Raw genomic sequence first — 20,540 nt, forward strand, 5'->3', positions numbered from 1 at the left:
TCGTTACCGCGAGTTCGGCGGAAGGGAGCCTGGCTCGGGTATGAATCAGGCATGAGTGACGATCCCGCCTCCGGCATCAGCCGCCGCAGGCTGTTGACTACGGGCGCGGTCTCGGCCGCCCTCGGGGCGGGCATTGGCGGTGGGGCCGCGCTGGTGTGGTCTGCGCCCCGCGGACCCGGTGTCTGGTTTCAGCCGGATCGCGACGGCGCGCCGCCGGTGACGGGCCTGCACCTGCAATTCGGCGCGAACGCCGCCACCGAGGTGGTGGTGTCCTGGCACACCACCGAGCCGGTCCGCAACCCGCGTGTCGCGCTGGGCACGCCGGCGTCCGGGTTCGGGCGCACCGTCGCGGCCGAAACCCGCACCTACCGGGACGCCAAGTCCCACAACGAGGTTCGCGTCAACCACGCCCGCCTGACCGGCCTGACCCCGGACACCGACTACGTGTACGCCGCGATGTACGACGGCGCCGAGCCGGAGCAGGGGACGGTGCGGACCGCGCCGTCGGGGCGAAAGCCGCTGCGCTTCACCAGCTTCGGCGACCAGTCCACCCCGACGCTGGCGAGGTTGCCCGACGGTGGTTATGCCACCGACAACATCGCGTCGCCGGCGGCCGGGGACACCACGCTGGCGATCGAGCGGCTCGGTCCGTTGTTCAACCTGATCAACGGCGACCTGTGCTACGCCAACCTCGCGCACGACCGGATCCGCACCTGGTCGAACTGGTTTGAGAACAACACGCGCTCGGCGCGGTACCGGCCGTGGATGCCGGCGGCGGGCAACCACGAGAACGAATGGGGCAACGGGCCAGTCGGTTACGGCGCCTATCAAACCTACTTCGCGTTGCCGGATTCGGGATCCGGTCCGGAGACCCGTGGGCTGTGGTACTCGTTCACCGCCGGCTCGGTGCGGGTGATCAGCCTCAACAACGACGACGTGTGCTTCCAAGACGGCGGCAACTTCTACGTGCGCGGCTACTCCGGTGGCGAGCAAAAGCGCTGGCTCGCAGGAGAACTCGCCGCCGCGCGGCGCGACCCGGACGTCGATTGGATAGTCGTCTGCATGCATCAGACGGCGATCTCCACCGCCGACAAGACCAACGGCGCCGACCTGGGGGTCCGCGAGGAATGGCTGCCCCTGTTCGACCGGTATCAGGTCGATCTGGTGGTGTGCGGCCACGAGCATCACTACGAACGGTCGCATCCGCTGCGCGGAACGCTGGGCACCGATACCCGGACGCCGATGCCCGTGGACACCGGCAACGAGCTGATCGACTCGACCCGGGGCACCGTGCACGTCGTCATCGGTGGCGGCGGCACGTCGCTGCCGTCCAACGGGATGTTCTTTCCCGAGCCGCGGTGCCGCGTGCTGACCGGCGTCGGGGCATTCGATCCCGGGCTCGGCCGCAAGGCGCCGATCTACGTCCTGGAGGACGCGCCATGGTCGGCGTTTCGCGATCGCGATAACCCTTACGGTTTCGCGGCTTTCGAGGTCGACCCGGGTTTGCCCGGCGGGAACACCTCGATCAAGGCGACGCATTACGCGCTGAGCGGCCCGTTCGGCGAGGTCACCGCGGTGGACCGGTTCACGCTGACCAAGCCTCGCGGTGACGGGCACGGCTAGCTCAAAACAGCGTCTGCTGAACGGGTTCCGGCGGGGCTGCCGGTGCGGCGGGCGGCGGGAACGGGCGACGGTCGCCGGCCAGCCGATGCTTGGCAATCAGCGGCGCGGCCCGGTCCCGCAGCGCCTCGCGGTAGGCCGGCGGCAGGTAGGCGCCGCGCCGGTACAGCTCGCGGTAGCGGCCGACCAGTTCCGGATGCGAGCGGGCCAGCCAGGACATGAACCAGCCGCGCGTCGAGCCGCGCAGGTGCAGGCCGAGAACCGTCACGCCGGTGGCGCCCGCCGCGGCGATCTGGCCGAGCAGCCCGTCGAGGTGCTCGGTGGAGTCGGTGAGGTGCGGCAGCACCGGCGCGACCATCACATGACAGCCCAGCCCGGCGTCGCGGACGGCGGCGATGAGGCCCAGGCGCGCCCGCGGCGTCGGGGTGCCCGGCTCCACGTCGCGGTGCAGCTCCGGGTCGCCGACCGCCAGCGACACCGCGACCGATACCGGAACCCGTTGCGCCGCATCGGCGATCAGCGGTAGGTCGCGCCGCAGCAGCGTGCCCTTGGTCAGGATGGACAGCGGCGTGCCGGATGCGGCGAGCGCGCCGATGATGCCCGGCATCAGCGCGTAGCGGCCCTCGGCGCGCTGGTAGGGATCGGTGTTGGTGCCCAGCGCGACCGTCTCGCGCTGCCACGACGGCCTGCGCAGCTCGCGTGTGAGGACTTCCGCGACGTTCGTCTTGACCACCACCTGGGTGTCGAAGTCGGCGCCGCTATCGAAGTCGAGGTACTCGTGGCTGGGGCGCGCGAAGCAGTAGCGACACGCGTGCGAGCAGCCGCGGTAGCCGTTGACGGTGTACCGAAACGGCAGCGCGGCGGCGTTGGGCACCTTGTTGAGCGCCGACTTGCACAGCACCTCGTGGAAGGTGATTCCCTCGAATTGCGGCGCGCACACGCTGCGGACGAGGCCGATGCGCTGCAGCCCCGGGAGTGCCCCGTCATCGACGGGGTCCCCGTTGACCGCGACGGCCTGGCTGGCCCAGCGCATGCCTTCTATTCGAACAATAGTTCGATTGCTAGTCAAGCTCAGAAGGTCAGAAGGGTGGTGGGTCGTCGGGTGGTGCGGGGCCGGTGTGTTTGGTTTGGGTGGCCAGGCGGGTTTGGCGGTTGTGGTGGCGTTCGGTGGCGATGCGGGTGGCGCGGTCGTGGGTGCGGGTGCGGCGGCGTCGGGGCATCATGGCGGTGCGCTCGCTGCGGCGCTCGCTGTGGCGCTCGGTGGTGGTGGGTGGGGTGGGTAGTTCGCCGGTGGGTGCGCACAGGCTGGGGAATAGCAGGGCGCTGCCCGGGGTGCTGACGTAGGTCTGTCCGGTCGGGGAGGTCAAGATCAGTGTCGCGTCGGGTAGTTGCTGGTCGGTCCAGCCGCAGAACGTCTTGATTAAGTGGTGAGTTCTGCAGTAGCACTTGAGGTTGGACGCATGCGTGGCCCCACCGGCGGTGTAGGGGATGGTGTGGTCGATGTCGCAGCCGACGGCGGGGCGATCACAACCGGGCCAGCGGCACGTCAGATCCCGACAGCGCACGAAATCAGCGAGCGCTTTGGAGGGCACGTAGCCGTTCTCCGGCGCGGCATCCAGGGGGTGGACCAGCGACACCAGCCTGGCCGACATGGCCAGTTCGGCGATCAGCTCCGGCGCGATGAGCCCGTCGGCGCCCAGCGCCGAGGCGGGTCCCGCCGAGCGGCCCGCGAGGGTGGCCTGCTCGGCGATCACATGAATGACCACCGGGCCCGCCGCCGGCCGCTTTCCGGCCGCGCAATCGCCGCGTCCACAGCGGCACCCCAGCCGGTCGGCGCCGGCGGCCAGCGCCCCCACCGCGTCGGCGCGGCGCTGGGCACGGGTGCGCGGATCGTGGGTGCACACCGTGGCCGCCAACGCCGTGAGGCGCTGATCGAGGGCGCGGGCATCCGGGGTCAACACGGTCGCACTGATGTCGGAGAGCCCATCACCCACCGGCCCGATACACACCTCGCGGCCGGTCACGCGCTCGCGGCGTCGCCGCACCGCATCGGCGTCAGCGTTGGCCACGATCTTGTCCACCTGCGCACCCAACCGGCCCTGCGTCATCGACGGCCACCGCACCACACTGGCCGCCAGCTGCGCATCGACGGTGGCGAGCACGTCGGGATCGGTGATCAAATCCGTGCGATACACCAGTAGCTGAAATGTCCGGTAGTCGATATCGCCGGCCTTAAACACCTCACCCACCTTCGGTAGGCGCTCACGCAGCGCCCGGGCATAGCGCAGCCGACTGGACGCCAACCCTTGGCTGATCCGCAGCGCCGCGCCGATCTCGGCGGCCACCGCCTCCATCGTGTCAATCGCCCACTCCTCGGTCTCACCACACCGCGACAACCGATACGCGAACAACCGCCCGATCAACTCCAGCTGGGCCGCCGCCGCCCGATTCTCCGCCCGCGAAGCCGCACCAATCCGATCCAACAAGGCCGCCGACTCCGCCGTCGTCGACGGATAACGCCGCTCGAACATCTCATCGAACCGAGCGTGAACCTCACGCCGCACCTTCTCATCGAACATACATTCGACTATAGCGAAGGGGGCCGACACAAAACACCCAACGCCTCCGGGCTGTGGACAACGTCCCCCGCGACGCTCAGCCGCCGAGGCGCCCCAGCACGTCGGCGACGACAGAGTCCGTCGGCACCGACACCTGGTCACCCGTCGCGAGGTCCTTCACCGCGACCGTCCCGGCCTCGATATCACGATCGCCCAGCACCAGCGCGAGACGCGCGCCGGAACGATCGGCGGCGCGCATCGCACCCTTGAGGCCCCGGTCACCGTAGGCCAGATCCACCCTGATACCCGACGCGCGCAACTGCGCGGCCAGCACCGCCAGCCGCAGCTTGGCCGGCTCGCTCAGCGGCACGCCGAACACGTCGCAGCGCGTGGTCTCCCCCACGCTCTTGCCCTCGGCGCGCAGCGCCAGCAGGGTCCGGTCCACCCCGAGCCCGAACCCGATGCCCGACAGGTCTTGCCCGCCGAGCTCGCGCATCAGGCCGTCGTAGCGGCCGCCGCCGCCGATGCCGGATTGCGCGCCCAGGCCATCGTGCACGAACTCGAACGTGGTCTTGGTGTAGTAGTCCAGCCCGCGCACCATCCGCGGGTTGAGGACGTAGGGCACCCCGAGCGCGTCCAGGTGGGCCAGCACGGTGTCGAAGTGCTGCTTGGCCACGTCGGACAGGTGATCGAGCAGCACCGGCGCGCCGGCCGTCATCGCCCGCACCTCCGGTCGCTTGTCGTCGAGCACCCGCAGCGGGTTGAGTCGCGCGCGCCGCCGGGTCTCCTCGTCGAGGTCGAGCCCAAACAGGAACTCCTGCAACAGTTCCCGATACTGGGGGCGGCAGCTCTCGTCGCCCAGCGAGGTGATCTCCAGCCGGAACCCGTCGAGGCCCAGCGAGCGGAACCCGGCGTCGGCGACGGCGATCACCTCGGCGTCCAGCGCCGGGTCGTCGACGCCGATCGCCTCCACGCCGACCTGCTGCAGCTGGCGATAGCGGCCGGCCTGCGGGCGTTCGTAGCGGAAAAACGGCCCCGCGTAACAGAGTTTGACCGGCAGCGTGCCGCGGTCCAGACCGTGCTCGATCACCGCGCGCACCACCCCGGCGGTGCCCTCGGGCCGCAGCGTCACCGAGCGGTCGCCCCGGTCGGCGAACGTGTACATCTCCTTGGACACCACGTCGGTGGATTCGCCGACGCCCCGGGCGAACAAAGCGGTGTCCTCGAAGATGGGCAGCTCGACGTCGCCGTAGCCGGCGCGGCGCGCGGCGCCCAGCAACCCGTCGCGCACCGCGACGAAGCCCGCCGAATCGGGCGGGACGTAGTCCGGCACCCCTTTGGGAGCGAAAAACTGGGTCACCCGCTCAGGCCCTCCAGGAATGGATTGAAGCGCCGCTCCGCACCGATGGTCGTCGAATTGCCGTGTCCCGGCAGCACGACGGTGTCGTCGTCGAGCACCAGCAGCTTGTCGATGATCGAGGTCAGCAGGTCGCGGCCGCTGCCGCCGAACAGGTCGGTGCGGCCCACCGAGCGCTCGAACAGCGTGTCGCCGGTGAAGACGACATCCTGGTCCCCGAAAACCCGGAAGACCACCGACCCGCGGGTGTGCCCCGGGGTGTGGTCGACGTTGACGGTCACGCCGCCCAGATCGAGCTTGTCGCCGTCGCGGTCCAGCTCCACCACCTGCTTGGGCTCGCGAAAGAAGGCGCCCGCCGCCACCTGCGCGACCCGCGGACCGAAGCCGTAAATCGGGTCGGTCAGCATGAACCGGTCCTCGGGGTGGATGAAGGTGGGGCAGCCGTAGGTGTCGGAAACCTTGCGGGCGGACCACATGTGGTCGATGTGCCCGTGGGTGAGCAGCACCGCGGCCGGCGTCAGCCGGTTCTCGTCGAGGATGCGCCGCAGCGGGCCCATCGCGCGCTGACCGGGGTCCACGACGACGGCGTCCGTTCCGGGCCGGTCGGCCAGCACATAGCAGTTGCACTGCAACGCGCCGGCGGGAAATCCGGTGATCAACACGATTCCCAGTTTCCCACGGGGCCCACTTGACACCTCCCGCGACGCCCACATTAGCCTGGGCTGGCTACCGCGGGCCCCTATCGAACATGGAGGCATACCGGCCGTGCCGACCAATGAACAGCGACGCGCCACAGCCAAGCGCAAACTCGAACGGCAGCTGGACCGCCGGGCGAAGCAGGCCCGACGGCGCCGGATTCTGGTGATCGCCAGCGGCTCGATCGTGGCGGTGGCCGTGATCGCCGCGGTAGCGATCGCGGTCGTCAACACCAAGCACGGGCACACGAGCAACACCGCGGCAACGACCAGCACCACGGCCGCCAGCAGCTCCCCGGAGGCCACGACGTCCGCCGGGCCGACGCCGCATGTCCCGCCGTTGCCGGCGTTCACGCCGTCGGCCAACCTGGGCGCCAACTGCCAGTACCCGGCGACACCCCAAGAGCCGGCCGCCAAGCCGGTCAAGCCGCCGCGCACCGGCAAGGTCCCGACCGATCCGGCCCAGGTGAGCGCGAGCATGGTGACCAGTCAGGGCAACATCGGGCTGATGCTGGCCAACAACGAATCGCCTTGCACCGTCAACAGTTTCGCCAGTCTCGCCGGCCAGGGCTACTTCAACAACACGAAATGCCATCGGCTGACCACCTCGGAGACGCTGGGCGTCGTGCAATGCGGCGACCCCAAGGGCGACGGGACCGGCGGTCCCGGTTACCAATTCGCCAACGAGTACCCCACCGACCAATACCCGCCGAACGATCCCAAGCTGCAGGAGCCGGTGCTCTACCCGCGCGGCACGCTGGCGATGGCCAACGCCGGGCCCAACACCAACGGCAGCCAGTTCTTCATGGTCTACAAGGACTCCCAGCTGCCGCCCCAGTACACGGTGTTCGGCACGATTCAGGCCGACGGGCTGGCCACGCTGGACAAGATCGCCAAGGCCGGCATCACCGGCGGCGGCGAAGACGGGGCGCCCACCGCCGAAGTGACCATCAAGTCGCTGCTGCTCGATTAACCGCCTAAGCGGCGCCTGCGGGGAGGAGACCGGTGGCGATGGCCTTGTCCGGGAAGTCATTTGGCCAGTACCAATTGCTGGATGTGCTGGGTCACGGCGGGATGGGGCAGGTGTACCGCGCCTATGACGCCACCACCGACCGGGTGGTCGCGCTCAAGGTCCTGCCGCCGCATCTGGCCGAGGACCACCAGTTTCAGCAACGGTTTCGCCGCGAGGCCCGCATAGCGGCCAGCCTCAACGACCCGCACGTGGTGCCCATCCACGGCTACGGCGACATCGACGGCCGGCTGTATGTCGACATGCGCCTGATCGAGGGCCGCGACCTGCCGCAGTACATCGCCGAAAACGGCGGACGGCTCAGCCCCGAACGCGCGGTCGCGGTGATCGAACAGGTTGCGGCGGCGCTGGATACCGCCCACCGGGCGGGATTGATACATCGCGACGTCAAACCGAAGAACATCCTGGTCACCTCCGCGCGGGACTTCGTGTATCTGATCGATTTCGGGATCGCGCGGGCCACCACCGACACCACGCTCACCAACACCGGGCACACGATGGGCACCGTGGCGTACATGGCGCCCGAACGCTTCAGGGGGACAACGGATCACCGCGCCGACGTGTATTCGTTGGCCTGCGTGCTGTACGAGTGCCTGACCGGAAGCCGCCCCTACCCCGGCGACAGCCTTGAGGAGCAGCTCAACGCGCATGTGAACGCGCCACCGCCGCGGCCGTCCCTCGCCGCACCCGGCGTGCCGCCGGCCCTCGATGCGGTGGTGGCTCGCGGGATGGCCAAGGACGTCGAATCCCGCTACCAGTCGGCAATCGAGCTCGCCGAGGCCGCCAGAGCCGCACTGGCCGCTCCCCTCGGCGCGGTAGCGCCCCGCCCACGGCAAGCGCCCCCGCAGCCTCCGACGAGGGCACTGAGCAGGCGCATGGTGCTGGGCATCGTCGGCGGGTCGGTCGTCGCGCTGGCGGCGGTGGTCGCCCTGGTCATCTCCCTGGTGACCCAGAGCCACGGCCCCTCAAACAGCGCGGCAACCACTACCCCGACCCGCGCCCGGGTGCCGGCCAGGGCCGGATCGTCGCCGACGGCCGCCCAGACCGTGCCGCCGTTGCCGGCGTTCGCGCCTCCCGCCGACCCCGGCGCCGACTGCCAGTACCCGGCCTCGCCGGACCCGGCCAGCAAGCCGGTGAACCCGCCGCCGTCGGGCAGGGTGTCCACCGACCCGGCCCAGATCCACGCCACCATCTCCACCAATGTCGGCGATATCGGCATCCAACTCGCCAACGCCGAATCTCCTTGCACGGTAAACAGTTTCACCAGCCTGTCCACGCAACGATTCTTCGACAACACCGAATGCGGCCGCCTCGTCGACGCGCCCGACGGGGGGACGCTGCTGTGCGGCGGCCCCGATACCGAGGGCAGCGGTGGGCCGGGCTATGAATTCGCCGACGAATATCCCACCAACCAGTACAAGGCCGGCGATCCCGCGCTCAAGGCGACGGTGATCTACCCGCGCGGCACCGTGGCTATGGCCACCAGCGGACCCAACACCAACGGCAGCCAGTTCTTCATGGTGTACCGCGACGCCGAACTGGAGCCGCAGTGCACCGTGTTCGCCACGGTCGACCAGGCGGGCCTGGTGACGCTCGACAAGATCGCCAAGGCGGGCGTCGCCGGCAATCGTCAAAGCGGCATGCCCGCCGGCACGGTCACGATCACCTCGGTGCGGCTGGGCTGACCCGTTCGGTTATCGCGTGTGAGCTGACGGTGTGATTTTCGGCCGCAAATTTGCGCCCTGGGCGCACAGTCGACGCCGTCAGCGCACGCTGGATGGCCGTCAGGCGGCGGACGTCACCCGGTAGACGTCGTAGACCCCTTCGACGTTGCGCACGACGTTGAGCAGATGCCCGAGGTGCTTGGGGTCACCCATCTCGAAGGTGAACCGGCTGATCGCCACCCTGTCGCCCGAGGTGGTGACCGAGGCCGACAGGATGTTGACCTTCTCGTCGGCGAGCACCCGGGTGATGTCCGACAGCAGCCGGTGCCGGTCGAGCGCCTCGACCTGAATGGCCACCAGGAACACCGACGACGCCGACGGCGCCCACAGCACCTCGATGATGCGCTCGGACTGCTGTTGCAGCGACGCGGCGTTGGTGCAGTCGGTGCGGTGCACGCTGACCCCGCCGCCGCGGGTGACGAACCCCATGATCTGGTCGCCGGGCACCGGCGTGCAGCATTTGGCCAGCTTGGTCAGGATGCCCGGGGCGCCGGGGACCGAGACTCCGACGTCGTCGCTGCCGCGCGGGCGGCGCAGCATGGTCGTGGGCGTGGACCGCTCGGCGAGGTCCTCTTCGGCCTGATCGATGCCGCCGAGCTCGGCCAGCAACCGCTGCACGGCGTGCCGGGCGGACACGTGGCCCTCGCCGATGGCGGTGTAGAGCGCGGACACGTCGGCGTAGTGCAGCTCGCGGGCCACCGCGGCCATCGACTCGCCATTGACCAAGCGCTGCAACGGAAGTCCGCCCCGGCGGACCTCGCGGGCCATGGCCTCCTTGCCGGCCTCCAGCGCCTCCTCGCGCCGCTCCTTGGCGAACCACTGCCGGATCTTCGTCTTGGCGCGCGGCGACACCACGAACTGCTGCCAGTCCCGCGACGGCCCGGCGTTGGGCGCCTTGGAGGTGAAAACCTCGACGACTTCGCCGTTTTCGAGCTTGCGTTCCAGCGCGACCAGCCGCCCGTTGACCCGGGCGCCGATGCAGCGGTGGCCGACCTCGGTGTGCACCGCGTAGGCGAAGTCCACCGGCGTCGACCCGGTCGGCAGGGTGATGACGTCGCCCTTGGGGGTGAACACGAAGATCTCTTGCACCGCAAGGTCGTAGCGCAGCGACTCCAGGAACTCACCCGGGTCGGCGGCCTCCCGCTGCCAGTCGAGCAGCTGGCGCATCCAGGCCATGTCGTCGATCTCGGCGGCGGCGTGCGGATGCGGAACGCCGTTGCGGCCCTTGGCTTCCTTGTAGCGCCAGTGCGCGGCGATGCCGTATTCGGCGGTGCGGTGCATGTCGCGGGTGCGGATCTGCACCTCCAGCGGCTTGCCCTCCGGCCCAACCACGGTGGTGTGCAGCGACTGGTACACGCCGTATCGGGGTTGGGCGATGTAGTCCTTGAACCGCCCCGCCATCGGCTGCCACAGCGAATGCACCACGCCGACGGCGGCATAGCAGTCGCGGATCTCGTCGCACAGGATGCGGATGCCGACCAGGTCGTGGATGTCGTCGAAGTCGCGGCCCTTGACGATCATCTTCTGGTAGATCGACCAGTAGTGCTTGGGCCGGCCCTCCACCGTCGCCTTGATCTTCGAGGCGTTGAGGGTGTTGACGATCTCGGTGCGCACCTTGGCCAGATAGGTGTCGCGGGACGGCGCGCGGCCCGCGACCAGCCGGACGATCTCCTCGTACTTCTTGGGGTGCAGGATCGCGAACGACAGGTCTTCCAGCTCCCACTTGACGCTGGCCATTCCCAGCCGATGCGCAAGGGGCGCAATGACTTCCAGCGTCTCGCGGGCCTTGCGCGCCTGCTTTTCCGGCGGCAGGAAGCGCATTGTGCGCATGTTGTGCAGCCGGTCGGCGACCTTGATCACCAGCACCCGCGGATCGCGGGCCATCGCGGTGATCATCTTGCGAATGGTCTCGCCCTCGGCGGCGCTGCCCAGCACCACCCGATCCAGCTTGGTCACGCCGTCGACGAGGTGGCCCACCTCCTCGCCGAATTCCTCGCTCAACGCCTCGAGCGTGTAGCCGGTGTCCTCGACGGTGTCGTGCAGCAGCGCGGCCACCAAAGTGGTGGTGTCCATGCCCAATTCGGCCAGGATGTTGGCGACGGCCAGCGGGTGGGTGATGTAGGGATCGCCGGAATGGCGCAACTGACTGGCGTGGCGCTGGTCGGCCACCTCGAAGGCCCGCTGCAGCATCGACAGGTTCGCCTTGGGATAGATCTCCCGGTGCACCGCCACCAGCGGTTCGAGCACGGGATTGAGCGTGCTGCGCTGGGCGGTCATCCGCCGGGCCAGCCGGGCCCGGACCCGGCGAGAGGCGCTGCTGGACGTCTTCAGCGTCTCGGCCGGCGGCTCCGGCGTCTCGGTGACCGGCGGTTCCGCGGGCGCGTCAAGGGCCTGCGTCGTGCTCTGGTCGTCCGCCACGTTGGTCACCTCCGATCTCGAGGATATCGCCAAAACCGCGCACGGCCGGGTGCCCTGCGGCAAACGATCTCCTGGACCGTTGGCCATCCGTGCGATCTGACGGCTGGTTTAGGGGCCTTCCGGCGAAAGTGGATCCGCGTATCGCCGAGGCTCGGTGGTCACGGGCCGACTGGGTTCTCGGCGGTGCCCCGCACAGGACGCTCCCATCGACGGCGTGTACCGATAGGCCTCGGGGATGTCCGACGGGCGCTCTGGAAGACCTGCGTGCCGATGACCGAACCAGCGAATGCTGTCGGGCTCCCCGGGCTGGCGCGAGAACCGACCCGGCCAATCCTCCTCGAAATCGAGCAGGTAGTAGTACAGCACCGCCTCGTCCAGATCCGGCCATGGGCTCGGATTGATGATTGACTTCCTGGTATCGCGGACCAATCCCCAGGTGATGTCGGACGGCGGGGCGGTGTACACCACGTACATCATCGGGCCCTCGGTCCAGGCATGTGAGACCAGAAAGGCGTAGCGTCCCTCGTTCTTGCTTTCACATTCTATGTGCCGCAATAACTTTCGCAGCACGGCCGCGGCGAACCCACATTGGGCGTCGGTGGCGTCAGTTGATGGGTACATTGTTGTTCACCCAGGGCGGAGTCCACGTCCATTTCGGCCCCAATTCGACCACTCCACTGCCTCCTGGAAGGGGATACATCGCGATCACCCCTTTCTGCCCGCCGCCCGGTACGTCAGGATTTCCGTCATTAACGTTCGCCACAATTCTCATCGTCACGCTCTCGCCCGTGTCCTGGCAATTGGCAATCCCTAATAGACCCTCGGAGCAGTGAGTACGGTTGATCTGGACGTCATAGACGAGGGTTCCGTTTGTGTTGCTCACCGGCCGGCTGTGCGAAATAAGGTCTCTGAACACGTTTGGATTCACTACGCCGTGCTTCCAGTAGGCCTTGTCCCATCCGAACCCCTCTCGCGTGGTCGCGTCGTAGTAACCGCGCCGGAGCACGACATGGTTGCCATCCTGGTCGGTTGCCTCGGCGATCACCTCATTGATCGGGTATGGCGGTGACTGTGGTGGAGGATCTTGCTTGAAGGTGTGGTTGTCGACGGCGTGGACCCGGTTGTGGTCCCGCTGAGCGCTAGGGCCCGGGTTCTGTGGGAAAGTATCGCGGATTCCGGCCACGGCCGCGGTGACCTTGGCCGCAACTTGCTGGTCGAGGCCCACCAGCTGGGCGGCACGCTGACGAATGTCGCCGGCGAAAGTGTGCGCTTGCGCTTGCCGAGCGGCCCGCTGCACGGGCGGACGACCGCTGAACCGGTCGGTGACTGAGAGTTCTTCCCCGATATCGAATCCCGCCCTGCGGGCGTCTTCCACCGCGTAGCGAACCCGTGAGCGCGCTGCATACAGATCCGAAGCCCCGCTGCGGGCAACTTTGGCCGCCTCGTGCAACTGGTCAGCTACCGCGCTGGTCGTCAGCATGTCGGCGTGGGTTACGGTGCGCAGCGCGTCGGCGGCTTCGCCGTGCCATTCGATCGATAGCGCGTCTCGCCAGACCTGATTGGCGACCAGGTAGCTGCGCCCGCCGACGGCCTCCCAATGGTCGGCCGCCTCCGTGAGATGTTCGGTGGGCCAGGCCAAAAGCTGCGAAAGGCCGGGAAATCCTGCGACCGCCGACATCGCTACACGGTCATCCGGTGGGCCACAGCAGCCAGCTCGTTCGTTGAGTCGGCCTCGTTAGCTGCTGCACAGGCGGAAGTGTAGGCAGGCCTGTGGCTGCCTACCAGTCACCGCGGATGGCTTAGGCGCGACTCAGGCTGTGCACCGGCAGCGGCGCGAGCGCCTCGCGACCGCCCAGCCCGGTCAGCTCCATCACCACCGCCGCCGCGGGCACGTGGGCCCCGGCGCGCTGCAGCAACCGGGCCGCCGCGGCGATGGTGCCGCCGGTGGCCAGCACGTCGTCGATGATCACGACGGTGCGGCCGGGCAGCTCGATGCCGTCGGCGGGGATTTCCAGGGTGGCGCTGCCGTACTCCAGGTCATAACGCTCGGCGTGCACCGGCGGCGGCAGCTTGCCGCTCTTGCGGATGGCCAGCACGCCGGTGCCCAGGCGGGTGGCGACGGCCGCCGCCACCAGGAAGCCGCGGGAGTCGATGCCGGCCACCAGGTCGGCACCGGACGCGACGTCGGCCAGCGCGTCGGTCACCGCGGCCATCGCCCGCCGGTCGGCGAAGACCGGGGTGAGGTCCTTGAACTGGATGCCCGGCTCCGGAAAATCGGCGACCTCGCGGGTCAGAGACGCGATCAGCTCGGCCACGGGGGTCGCCCCGCCGGCGCCCGTCATTCGATCAGCGCCCATCGGTCCATGTTCCAGCCCGCGCCCCAGCGCGTCGGATTCCTGCCGACGGCATACATCTTCTTCGACGCCAGCAGCGTCCGCTGCTGGCGGTACAGGGGCAAGGTCGGCATGTCGGCCCAGAGCAGCGGGGCCGCCTGCGCCAGCAGCCTGACCCGCTCGGCGGGGTCGGCCGACACCGCCAGTGCCCCGATCACGCTGTCGACCTGGGGATTCACGTAGCCGGACAGGTTGTTGCCGTTCCCGCTGTGCAGGTCGTAGGCGTCCATCGCCGACGATCCGGTCGATCCGCTGCCGGTGGCCCCACCGGTGCTGGCCAGCAGCACGTCGATCTTTCCGTCCTTGAGCGCCTGCGGCCCCGGGGAGTCCAGGGTGACGTTCGAGACGGTGATGCCGGCAGGGGCGCAGGATTTGGTGATGACCCCGACGGTGACCGCCAGCCGCGCGTTGGGTCCCTGGTAGCCGACCCGCACCGTCTGGGGCGCACCGCCCAGCGCGTTGCGGGCGGCGGCGGGATCCGCGTGGCCGAACGGCGCGGCCTCGTTGACGCCGTCGGCGGCGGCGATGGCGTCCTCGGTGGCCGGCTGGAGGCGCGAATTGGCGATCGGCGCCCCGGCGTCGCGCGCGATCGTGTCGCGCGGCGTGCACAGCGCGAACGCGCGCCGGGCCTTGGGCTGCGACAGCGGTCCCTGCGGCGCGAAGATCAGCTGCTCGATGCCGTCCGACGGGGTGTCGCTGCGCTGGTAGTTGTCCGGGGTGGCCAGCGTTCCCGACGACCCGGCCGCGACGTCGACCACGTCGACGCTGCGGTTGTTGACGCGGTCCTGGATATCGGCCGCCTGCGGCCACACGGTGATCCGCTTGGTGATCGCCTTGGGACCCCACCAGCGGTCGTTGGCGACCAACACCACCGCGCCGCCGTCGAGGACCCGGTCGATCTTGTACGGTCCCGACGACGGGAATCGCTTCAGGTCCACGCCGGGCCTGAGGTCCCAGGTGGTGTTCCACAGCTTCGCGACCCGCTCCACCAGCTGCGTGTTGTTGCTCAGCACCGCCGCCGTCACGTCGACGTTGAGCTGATCGGCGATGACGTGCGACGGCATCATCGAGGTCGCGGAGAACAGCTGCGTGTAGTCGACGACGCCGCGGTCCGGGACGAACGACACCCGGGCCTTCTTCTGGCCCGGGATGCACCCGACGTTGGCGATGTCGACGTAGCCGGCCTGCGTGGCGGCGTCGAATCCGGGGAACCGGCCGGATTGGGCCGCCCAGGTCAGCACCAGGTCGTCGCAGGTCACCGGCTTGCCGTCGCTGTAGACGGCGTTGTCGGCGATCTGGTAGTCGAGGACCAGCGGCGCGCCGCCGACCACCGAGACGGTGCCGAAGTCGCGGTCGGCGACGACCTGCCCGTCGGGGCCGTGATAACCGAAGCCGGTGAGCGTGCGGGCGAAGGCCTGCGCCCCGGCCGATGCGGCACCCACCACGGTGTTGGTGTTGTAGGTGACCAGCGGGCCGTCGACCACGTAGTCGATCTGCGAGGCGGCGCTGCCGGAGCACGCGGTGAGGGCGAAGGCCGCCACGAGCGTCGCGGCCAACCCGACGGATGCACATCCCCTTGGCCCCCGCCAGCCGGCTCGCACCATCGGGCCTACCGCCGGCCGGCGTTTCGCTTGCCGGTCGGGCGCCGGACCCCGGTGGGCCGCACCGGGCGTGCGCCCGGAGCCGGCTTGTTCGGTGCGGGCGTGGTCGACGCCGCGGCGGCGGTGGCCTCCTCGGCGGTTTCCGCGGCCGACGGCGTCGCTTCCTCGGCGGCCTCGGCCGTGGGGCTGCGCCGTTTGACGACCCGGCGGGTGTGACCGCGCACCAGCTGCGTGCGTTCACGCAGGGTGACCAGCAGCGGGGTGGCGAAGAAGATCGAGGAGTAGGTGCCGACCAGGATGCCGACCAGCTGCACCAGCGCCAGGTCCTTCAGCGTGCCGACGCCCAGCAGCCAGACCGCCACGACCATCAGCGCCAGCACCGGCAACACCGAGATCAGGCTGGTGTTGATGGAACGCATGAACGTCTGGTTGATCGCCAGGTTGGCCTGCTCGGCGAAGGTGCGCCGGGTGGTGTGCTGGAAGCCGTGGGTGTTCTCCTCGACCTTGTCGAACACGATGACGGTGTCGTAGAGGGAGAAACCGAGGATGGTCAGCAGGCCGATGACCGTGGCCGGGCTGACCTCGAACCCGACCAGTGAGTACACGCCGGCGGTGACGGTCAGGTCGAAACACATGGTCGTCAGCGCCGAGATCGCCATGTAGCGCTCGTAGCGCACCATGATGTACAGGCCGACCAGCACCAGGAAGACCGCCAGGGCGATCAGCGCCTTCTTGGTGATCTGACCGCCCCAGGTCTCCGATACCGCCGAGTCGCTGATGGCCGCCTTGCTGGGCTTGCCGTCGCTGCCCTTGGGCTGGAAGGTGTCGAACAGGGCGTTGCGCAGCTTGGTGGTCTCGTCGTTGGTCAGCGTTTCCGAGCGAATCTGCACGGTCGCCGAGGAGCCGTTGCCGACGATGACGACCGATTCCGGGTCACGGCCGATGGTCTTTTTGAAGAGGTCGGACACCTGCGCGGTCCGGACCGTGCCCGCCCCGCCCGTCGCGGGCATGGACACCGTCGTGCCGCCCTTGAAATCGATCCCGAAAATGAAGCCCCGCAGGATGATGCTCGCGATCGCGATCGCGACGATCGCGCCGCTGATGCCGTACCACAGCCGGCGGCGCCCCACCACCTCGAACGCGCCGGTGCCGGTGTAGAGGCGGGAAATGAAACCGTGGCGCGGCAGCCGGGCGGCGCCGTCGGCCGGCTCCACGGCCTCGGCCTCGGTGATCTCGGTCGCCTCGGTTTCGGCGCCGGTGTTGTCGTTGGACGCCATCGCGCTATCCCCGTCCCGTCGTCACGTGCGCGGCGGCCCGGCGTTCGCGGGCGACCTGCTGAACGGCTCCAAGGCCGTTGTACGCCGGCTTCGCCAGCCTCGCGGACTTGGATGCCAGGTACACCAGCGGCCAGGTCACCAGGAACACCACCACCAGGTCGAGGATCGTGGTGAGGCCCAGGGTGAAGGCGAACCCCTTCACCTGGCCGATCGCCAGGAAGTACAGCACCGCGGCGGCCAGGAACGTGACGGCATTGCCCGACACGATCGTCTTGCGCGCCCGCACCCAGCCGCGTGGCACCGCCGAGCGGAACGATCGGCCTTCGCGGATCTCGTCTTTGATGCGTTCGAAGAACACCACGAACGAGTCGGCGGTGGTGCCGATGCCGATGATCAGACCCGCGATGCCCGCCAGGTCCAGCGTGTAGTTGATATAGCGACCCAGGAGCACCAGGATCGCGAAAACCATTGCGCCGGAACAGATCAGCGACAGGGCCGTGAGCAACCCCAGCACCCGGTAGTACAGCAGCGAATACAGCAGCACCAGGATCAAGCCGATCCCGCCGGCCACCAGGCCCGCCCGAAGCGAGGTCAATCCCAGTGTCGCCGAGACGGTTTGGGCTTCCGAGGACTCGAAGGACAGCGGCAGCGACCCGTATTTCAGGACGTTGGCGAGCTGGCGCGCCGTCGAGGCGGTGAACGGCGGGTCGCCGCCGGTGATCTGGGTCCGCCCGCCCGGGATGGCCTCCTGGATCAGCGGCGCGCTGACCACCTGGGAGTCCAGGGTGAACGCGGTCTGGGTGCCGATGTGGGCGGCGGTGAAGTCCGCCCAGGTGCTGGCCGCCGCGGGCTTGAACTGCAGGTCGACGACGTAGCCGATGCCGCGCTGGTTCATGCCCGACGTGGCGTTTTGGATCTGGTCACCGCTGATGATCGACGGCCCCAGCAGGTATGCCGCCTTGTGGTCGGTCGAGCAGGTCACCAGGGGCAGCGTCGGGTCGTCGTTGCCGGCCAGGATGTCGTCTTTGTTGCATTGGGTCGCCTGGAATTGCAGGGCCAGGTATTGGATGCCCTGCCGGGTGTTCTGCCGCCACTTCTTCTCGTCGGAGATGCGCTCGGCGAGGTCCTTGCGCGGGTCCGCCGGCGCGGGCGGGGCGGCCGGCGGTGCGGGCTGCTCGGCCGGCGCCCCGGGCGCCGGCGCGGGCGCGGGATTCGGCTCCGGGCTGGGTGTCGGCGGCGGGTCCTGCGGGTACGGCCGCGGTTGGGCGCCGGGTTGGCCGGGCGGCGCGGGTGGGGCCGGCGGCGGCGCGACCGCACCGGGTTGGCCGGGCGGCGGCGCGACGGCCCCGGGTTGGCCGGGCGCCGGTTGGCCGGGCGCCGGCCCAGCGGGCCCGGCCGGTCCGGCCGGTCCAGGTTGACCGGGAGGGGCGCCGGGCGGCGTTCCCGCCTGGGGTCCGGGCTTGGGCTCGGGCGCCTGCGCCGGCACCGAGTTGAGCACCGGCCGGATGTACAGCCGCGCCGTCTGGCCCAGGTTGCGGGCCTCGTTGCCGTCGTTTCCGGGCACCGTGATGACCAGGTTGGCGCCGTCGACGACGACCTCCGAACCCGACACGCCGAGCCCGTTGACCCGCGCGCCGATGATCTGCTGCGCCTGCGCCAACGACTCCCGGCTCGGCGCCGAGCCGTCCGGGGTGCGGGCCGTCAACGTGACGCGGGTGCCGCCCTGAAGATCGATGCCGAGCTTGGGCGCGGCCCGCTTGTCGCCGGTGAGAAACACCAGCAGATACGCGCCGATCAGCAGCAATAGGAAAACCGACAGGTAGCGGGCAGGGTGGACCGGCGCCGAAGACGATGCCACGTTCCTTGTATCTCCTTGACGAATCGGTTTCTTACCCCGACAGAGCCTACGTGCCGCTGCCGCCCGGGTCGGTCAGGAATCCTTAATCACCCGTTCGCCGGAGTCTTCCGGGTCGCCGGCGCCCTCGTCGTCGCCGGGGTCCGCGTCGTCCTCGGGCGGGATGCGGTCGCGGACGGCCAGCTTCATCCACGTGGTCACCACGCCGGGCGCGATCTCGAGATCGACGGTGTCGTCGGTGATCGCGACGATGCTGGCCCGCAGCCCGGACGTGGTGTGCACCCGGTCGCCCGGCCGCAGCGAGTCGTGCAGGTCGATGGTGGCCTGCATCGCCCGCCGCTGCCGGCGCGACGCGAAGTACATGAAGCCGCCCATGATGAGCAGGAACGGCAAGAACAAGACCAAACTCTCCATGACGGCCAGTCTGCCAGCACCGCAGGTCGCGCACGACGCCCGCTCCGCCCGGCCGACGCACGGCCTACCGGATAGGCTTGATCCGCGACGCGACAAGCGCGCCGCGGTGAGGAGAGCGTCGTGGCCAGCCTCGAGCAGAGCCGCCAGCTGGTCACCGAAATCCCCGGTCCCGCATCGCTGGAACTGAACCGGCGCCGGGCCGCCGCGGTGTCCCGCGCGGTGAACGTCTCCCTGCCGGTGTTCGTGGCGCGCGCCGGCGGCGGCATCGTCGAGGACGTCGACGGGAACCGGCTCATCGACCTGGGTTCCGGCATCGCGGTCACTACGATCGGCAACTCGTCGCCCCGGGTGGTGGAGGCGGTGCGCGAGCAGGCGGCCGACTTCACCCACACCTGCTTCATGGTGACGCCGTACGAGGAGTACGTCGCCGTCGCCGAAGAGCTCAACCGGATCACCCCGGGCCCCGGCGAGAAGCGGTCGGTGTTGTTCAACTCCGGCGCCGAGGCGGTCGAAAACGCCGTCAAGGTCGCGCGCTCCTATACCCGCAAGCCCGCCGTGGTGGCGTTCAACCACGCCTACCACGGCCGCACCAACCTGGCGATGGCGCTGACCGCCAAGTCCATGCCGTACAAGAGCGGCTTCGGCCCGTTCGCGCCGGAGATCTACCGGGCGCCGCTGTCCTACCCCTACCGGGACGGCCTGCTCGACAAGGAACTGGCCACCGACGGCGAAAAGGCCGCCGCGCGGACCATCGGCGTGATGGAGAGCCAGGTCGGCGCCGACAGCCTGGCCGCCATCATCATCGAGCCGATCGCCGGCGAGGGCGGATTCATCGTTCCCGCCGAGGGATTCCTGCCCGCCCTGCTCGACTGGTGCCGCCGCAACGACGTGCTGTTCATCGCCGACGAGGTGCAGACCGGGTTCGCGCGCACCGGCGCGATGTTCGCGTGCGAGCACGAGGGCCCCGACGGCCTCGAGCCCGACCTGATCTGCACGGCCAAGGCCATCGCCGACGGGCTGCCGCTGTCGGCGGTGACCGGCCGCGCCGAGATCATGGACGCCCCGCACGTCGGCGGCCTGGGCGGCACGTTCGGCGGCAACCCGGTCGCGTGCGCGGCGGCGCTGGCCACCCTCGCCACCATCGAGGGCGACGGCCTGATCGAGCGGGCGCGGCAGATCGAAAGGATCCTGACCGGGCGGCTGCTGCGGCTGCAGGCCGCCGAAGACCGGATCGGCGACGTGCGCGGCCGCGGCGCCATGATCGCCGTGGAGCTGGTGAAGTCGGGGACGGCCGATCCCGACCGTGAACTCACCGAAAAGCTCGCCACCGCGGCCCACGCCGCCGGTGTCATCGTGTTGACGTGCGGCATGTTCGGCAACGTCATCCGGCTGCTGCCCCCGCTGACCATCGGCGACGAGCTGCTGGTCGAGGGGCTCGACATCCTGGGCCGGATCCTGGGCGACCTCTAGACCCCTGGATCGCCGGGTGCGAAATCTCACACACCTTCCCGCGCCGAGATCGTTGAGGAATACCGTTAGTTTAGCTAACGTTCTATTGGTCAGCGCAATGTCGCGCGATCGAACTACCCAGCTGTTAA

At 69.3% G+C, this 20,540-nt stretch carries 16 protein-coding genes; 4 read left to right on the plus strand and 12 right to left on the minus strand.

Annotation, left to right across the window (positions count from 1 at the left end; all coding sequences use genetic code 11):
- Nucleotides 1-51 precede the first annotated feature (51 nt).
- Nucleotides 52-1,623, plus strand: coding sequence for a purple acid phosphatase family protein (locus G6N25_RS00640; RefSeq protein ID WP_083077402.1), 1,572 nt, complete (start codon nucleotides 52-54; stop codon nucleotides 1,621-1,623).
- Nucleotide 1,624: 1 nt separating this feature from the next.
- Here G6N25_RS00640 and G6N25_RS00645 read toward each other — a convergent pair whose 3' ends face one another.
- From G6N25_RS00645 to G6N25_RS00660, 4 genes are all read right to left on the minus strand, one after another.
- Entirely contained in the window at nucleotides 1,625-2,653 is a 1,029-nt protein-coding gene (locus G6N25_RS00645) for an Rv2578c family radical SAM protein (RefSeq protein WP_083077401.1), read from the minus strand.
- A gap of 46 nt (nucleotides 2,654-2,699) precedes the next feature.
- Complete coding sequence (locus G6N25_RS00650; protein ID WP_163672330.1) at nucleotides 2,700-4,199, minus strand: HNH endonuclease signature motif containing protein; 1,500 nt, start codon at nucleotides 4,197-4,199, stop codon at nucleotides 2,700-2,702.
- Between the two features lie 76 nt (nucleotides 4,200-4,275).
- Entirely contained in the window at nucleotides 4,276-5,538 is a 1,263-nt protein-coding gene (gene hisS, locus G6N25_RS00655) for a histidine--tRNA ligase (RefSeq protein ID WP_083072598.1), read from the minus strand.
- Nucleotides 5,535-6,197, minus strand: a complete 663-nt coding sequence (locus G6N25_RS00660) for an MBL fold metallo-hydrolase (protein WP_083072845.1) — start codon at nucleotides 6,195-6,197, stop codon at nucleotides 5,535-5,537. The genes hisS and G6N25_RS00660 overlap by 4 nt, the downstream gene beginning before the upstream one ends.
- 103 nt (nucleotides 6,198-6,300) lie before the next feature.
- Between G6N25_RS00660 and G6N25_RS00665 the strand changes: the two genes are divergently transcribed.
- Both G6N25_RS00665 and G6N25_RS00670 read left to right on the plus strand, forming a co-directional pair.
- The gene (locus G6N25_RS00665) at nucleotides 6,301-7,203 is read left to right on the plus strand and encodes a peptidylprolyl isomerase (RefSeq protein WP_083072599.1); all 903 of its coding nucleotides are present in this window, start codon (nucleotides 6,301-6,303) and stop codon (nucleotides 7,201-7,203) included.
- A 38-nt stretch (nucleotides 7,204-7,241) separates the two neighbouring features.
- A complete protein-coding gene (locus G6N25_RS00670; RefSeq protein ID WP_083072847.1) occupies nucleotides 7,242-8,945 on the plus strand; it encodes a protein kinase domain-containing protein in 1,704 nt (567 codons plus the stop codon).
- A gap of 99 nt (nucleotides 8,946-9,044) precedes the next feature.
- Here G6N25_RS00670 and G6N25_RS00675 read toward each other — a convergent pair whose 3' ends face one another.
- From G6N25_RS00675 to yajC, 8 genes are all read right to left on the minus strand, one after another.
- On the minus strand, nucleotides 9,045-11,402 hold the full coding sequence (locus G6N25_RS00675; RefSeq protein ID WP_083072848.1) for a RelA/SpoT family protein: 2,358 nt from the start codon (nucleotides 11,400-11,402) through the stop codon (nucleotides 9,045-9,047).
- A gap of 108 nt (nucleotides 11,403-11,510) precedes the next feature.
- A complete protein-coding gene (locus G6N25_RS00680; protein WP_083072600.1) occupies nucleotides 11,511-12,023 on the minus strand; it encodes a hypothetical protein in 513 nt (170 codons plus the stop codon).
- Entirely contained in the window at nucleotides 12,007-13,080 is a 1,074-nt protein-coding gene (locus G6N25_RS00685; RefSeq protein ID WP_083072601.1) for a hypothetical protein, read from the minus strand. Before G6N25_RS00685 ends, G6N25_RS00680 begins: the two co-directional genes overlap by 17 nt.
- Before the next feature lie 121 nt (nucleotides 13,081-13,201).
- Nucleotides 13,202-13,744 carry an adenine phosphoribosyltransferase gene (locus G6N25_RS00690; protein WP_083072602.1) on the minus strand — a complete coding sequence of 181 codons (543 nt, stop codon included), beginning with the start codon at nucleotides 13,742-13,744 and terminating at the stop codon, nucleotides 13,202-13,204.
- Nucleotides 13,741-15,399: an ABC transporter substrate-binding protein gene (locus G6N25_RS00695; RefSeq protein ID WP_083072603.1), complete on the minus strand. Its 1,659-nt coding sequence runs from the start codon at nucleotides 15,397-15,399 to the stop codon at nucleotides 13,741-13,743. Before G6N25_RS00695 ends, G6N25_RS00690 begins: the two co-directional genes overlap by 4 nt.
- A 5-nt stretch (nucleotides 15,400-15,404) precedes the next feature.
- Nucleotides 15,405-16,673, minus strand: coding sequence for a protein translocase subunit SecF (gene secF / locus G6N25_RS00700; protein WP_083072604.1), 1,269 nt, complete (start codon nucleotides 16,671-16,673; stop codon nucleotides 15,405-15,407).
- A gap of 4 nt (nucleotides 16,674-16,677) precedes the next feature.
- Entirely contained in the window at nucleotides 16,678-18,531 is a 1,854-nt protein-coding gene (gene secD, locus G6N25_RS00705; RefSeq protein ID WP_083072605.1) for a protein translocase subunit SecD, read from the minus strand.
- 72 nt (nucleotides 18,532-18,603) lie between these two features.
- Complete coding sequence (gene yajC / locus G6N25_RS00710) at nucleotides 18,604-18,942, minus strand: preprotein translocase subunit YajC (protein ID WP_083072606.1); 339 nt, start codon at nucleotides 18,940-18,942, stop codon at nucleotides 18,604-18,606.
- 120 nt (nucleotides 18,943-19,062) lie between these two features.
- Between yajC and gabT the strand changes: the two genes are divergently transcribed.
- Nucleotides 19,063-20,412 (plus strand): 4-aminobutyrate--2-oxoglutarate transaminase, encoded by a 1,350-nt coding sequence (gene gabT / locus G6N25_RS00715; RefSeq protein ID WP_083072607.1) that lies wholly within the window; start codon nucleotides 19,063-19,065, stop codon nucleotides 20,410-20,412.
- The last annotated feature ends 128 nt before the right edge of the window (nucleotides 20,413-20,540 follow it).

Origin of the sequence: Mycobacterium heidelbergense, assembly GCF_010730745.1 — a bacterium.
Classification (GTDB): Bacteria; Actinomycetota; Actinomycetes; order Mycobacteriales; family Mycobacteriaceae; genus Mycobacterium; species Mycobacterium heidelbergense.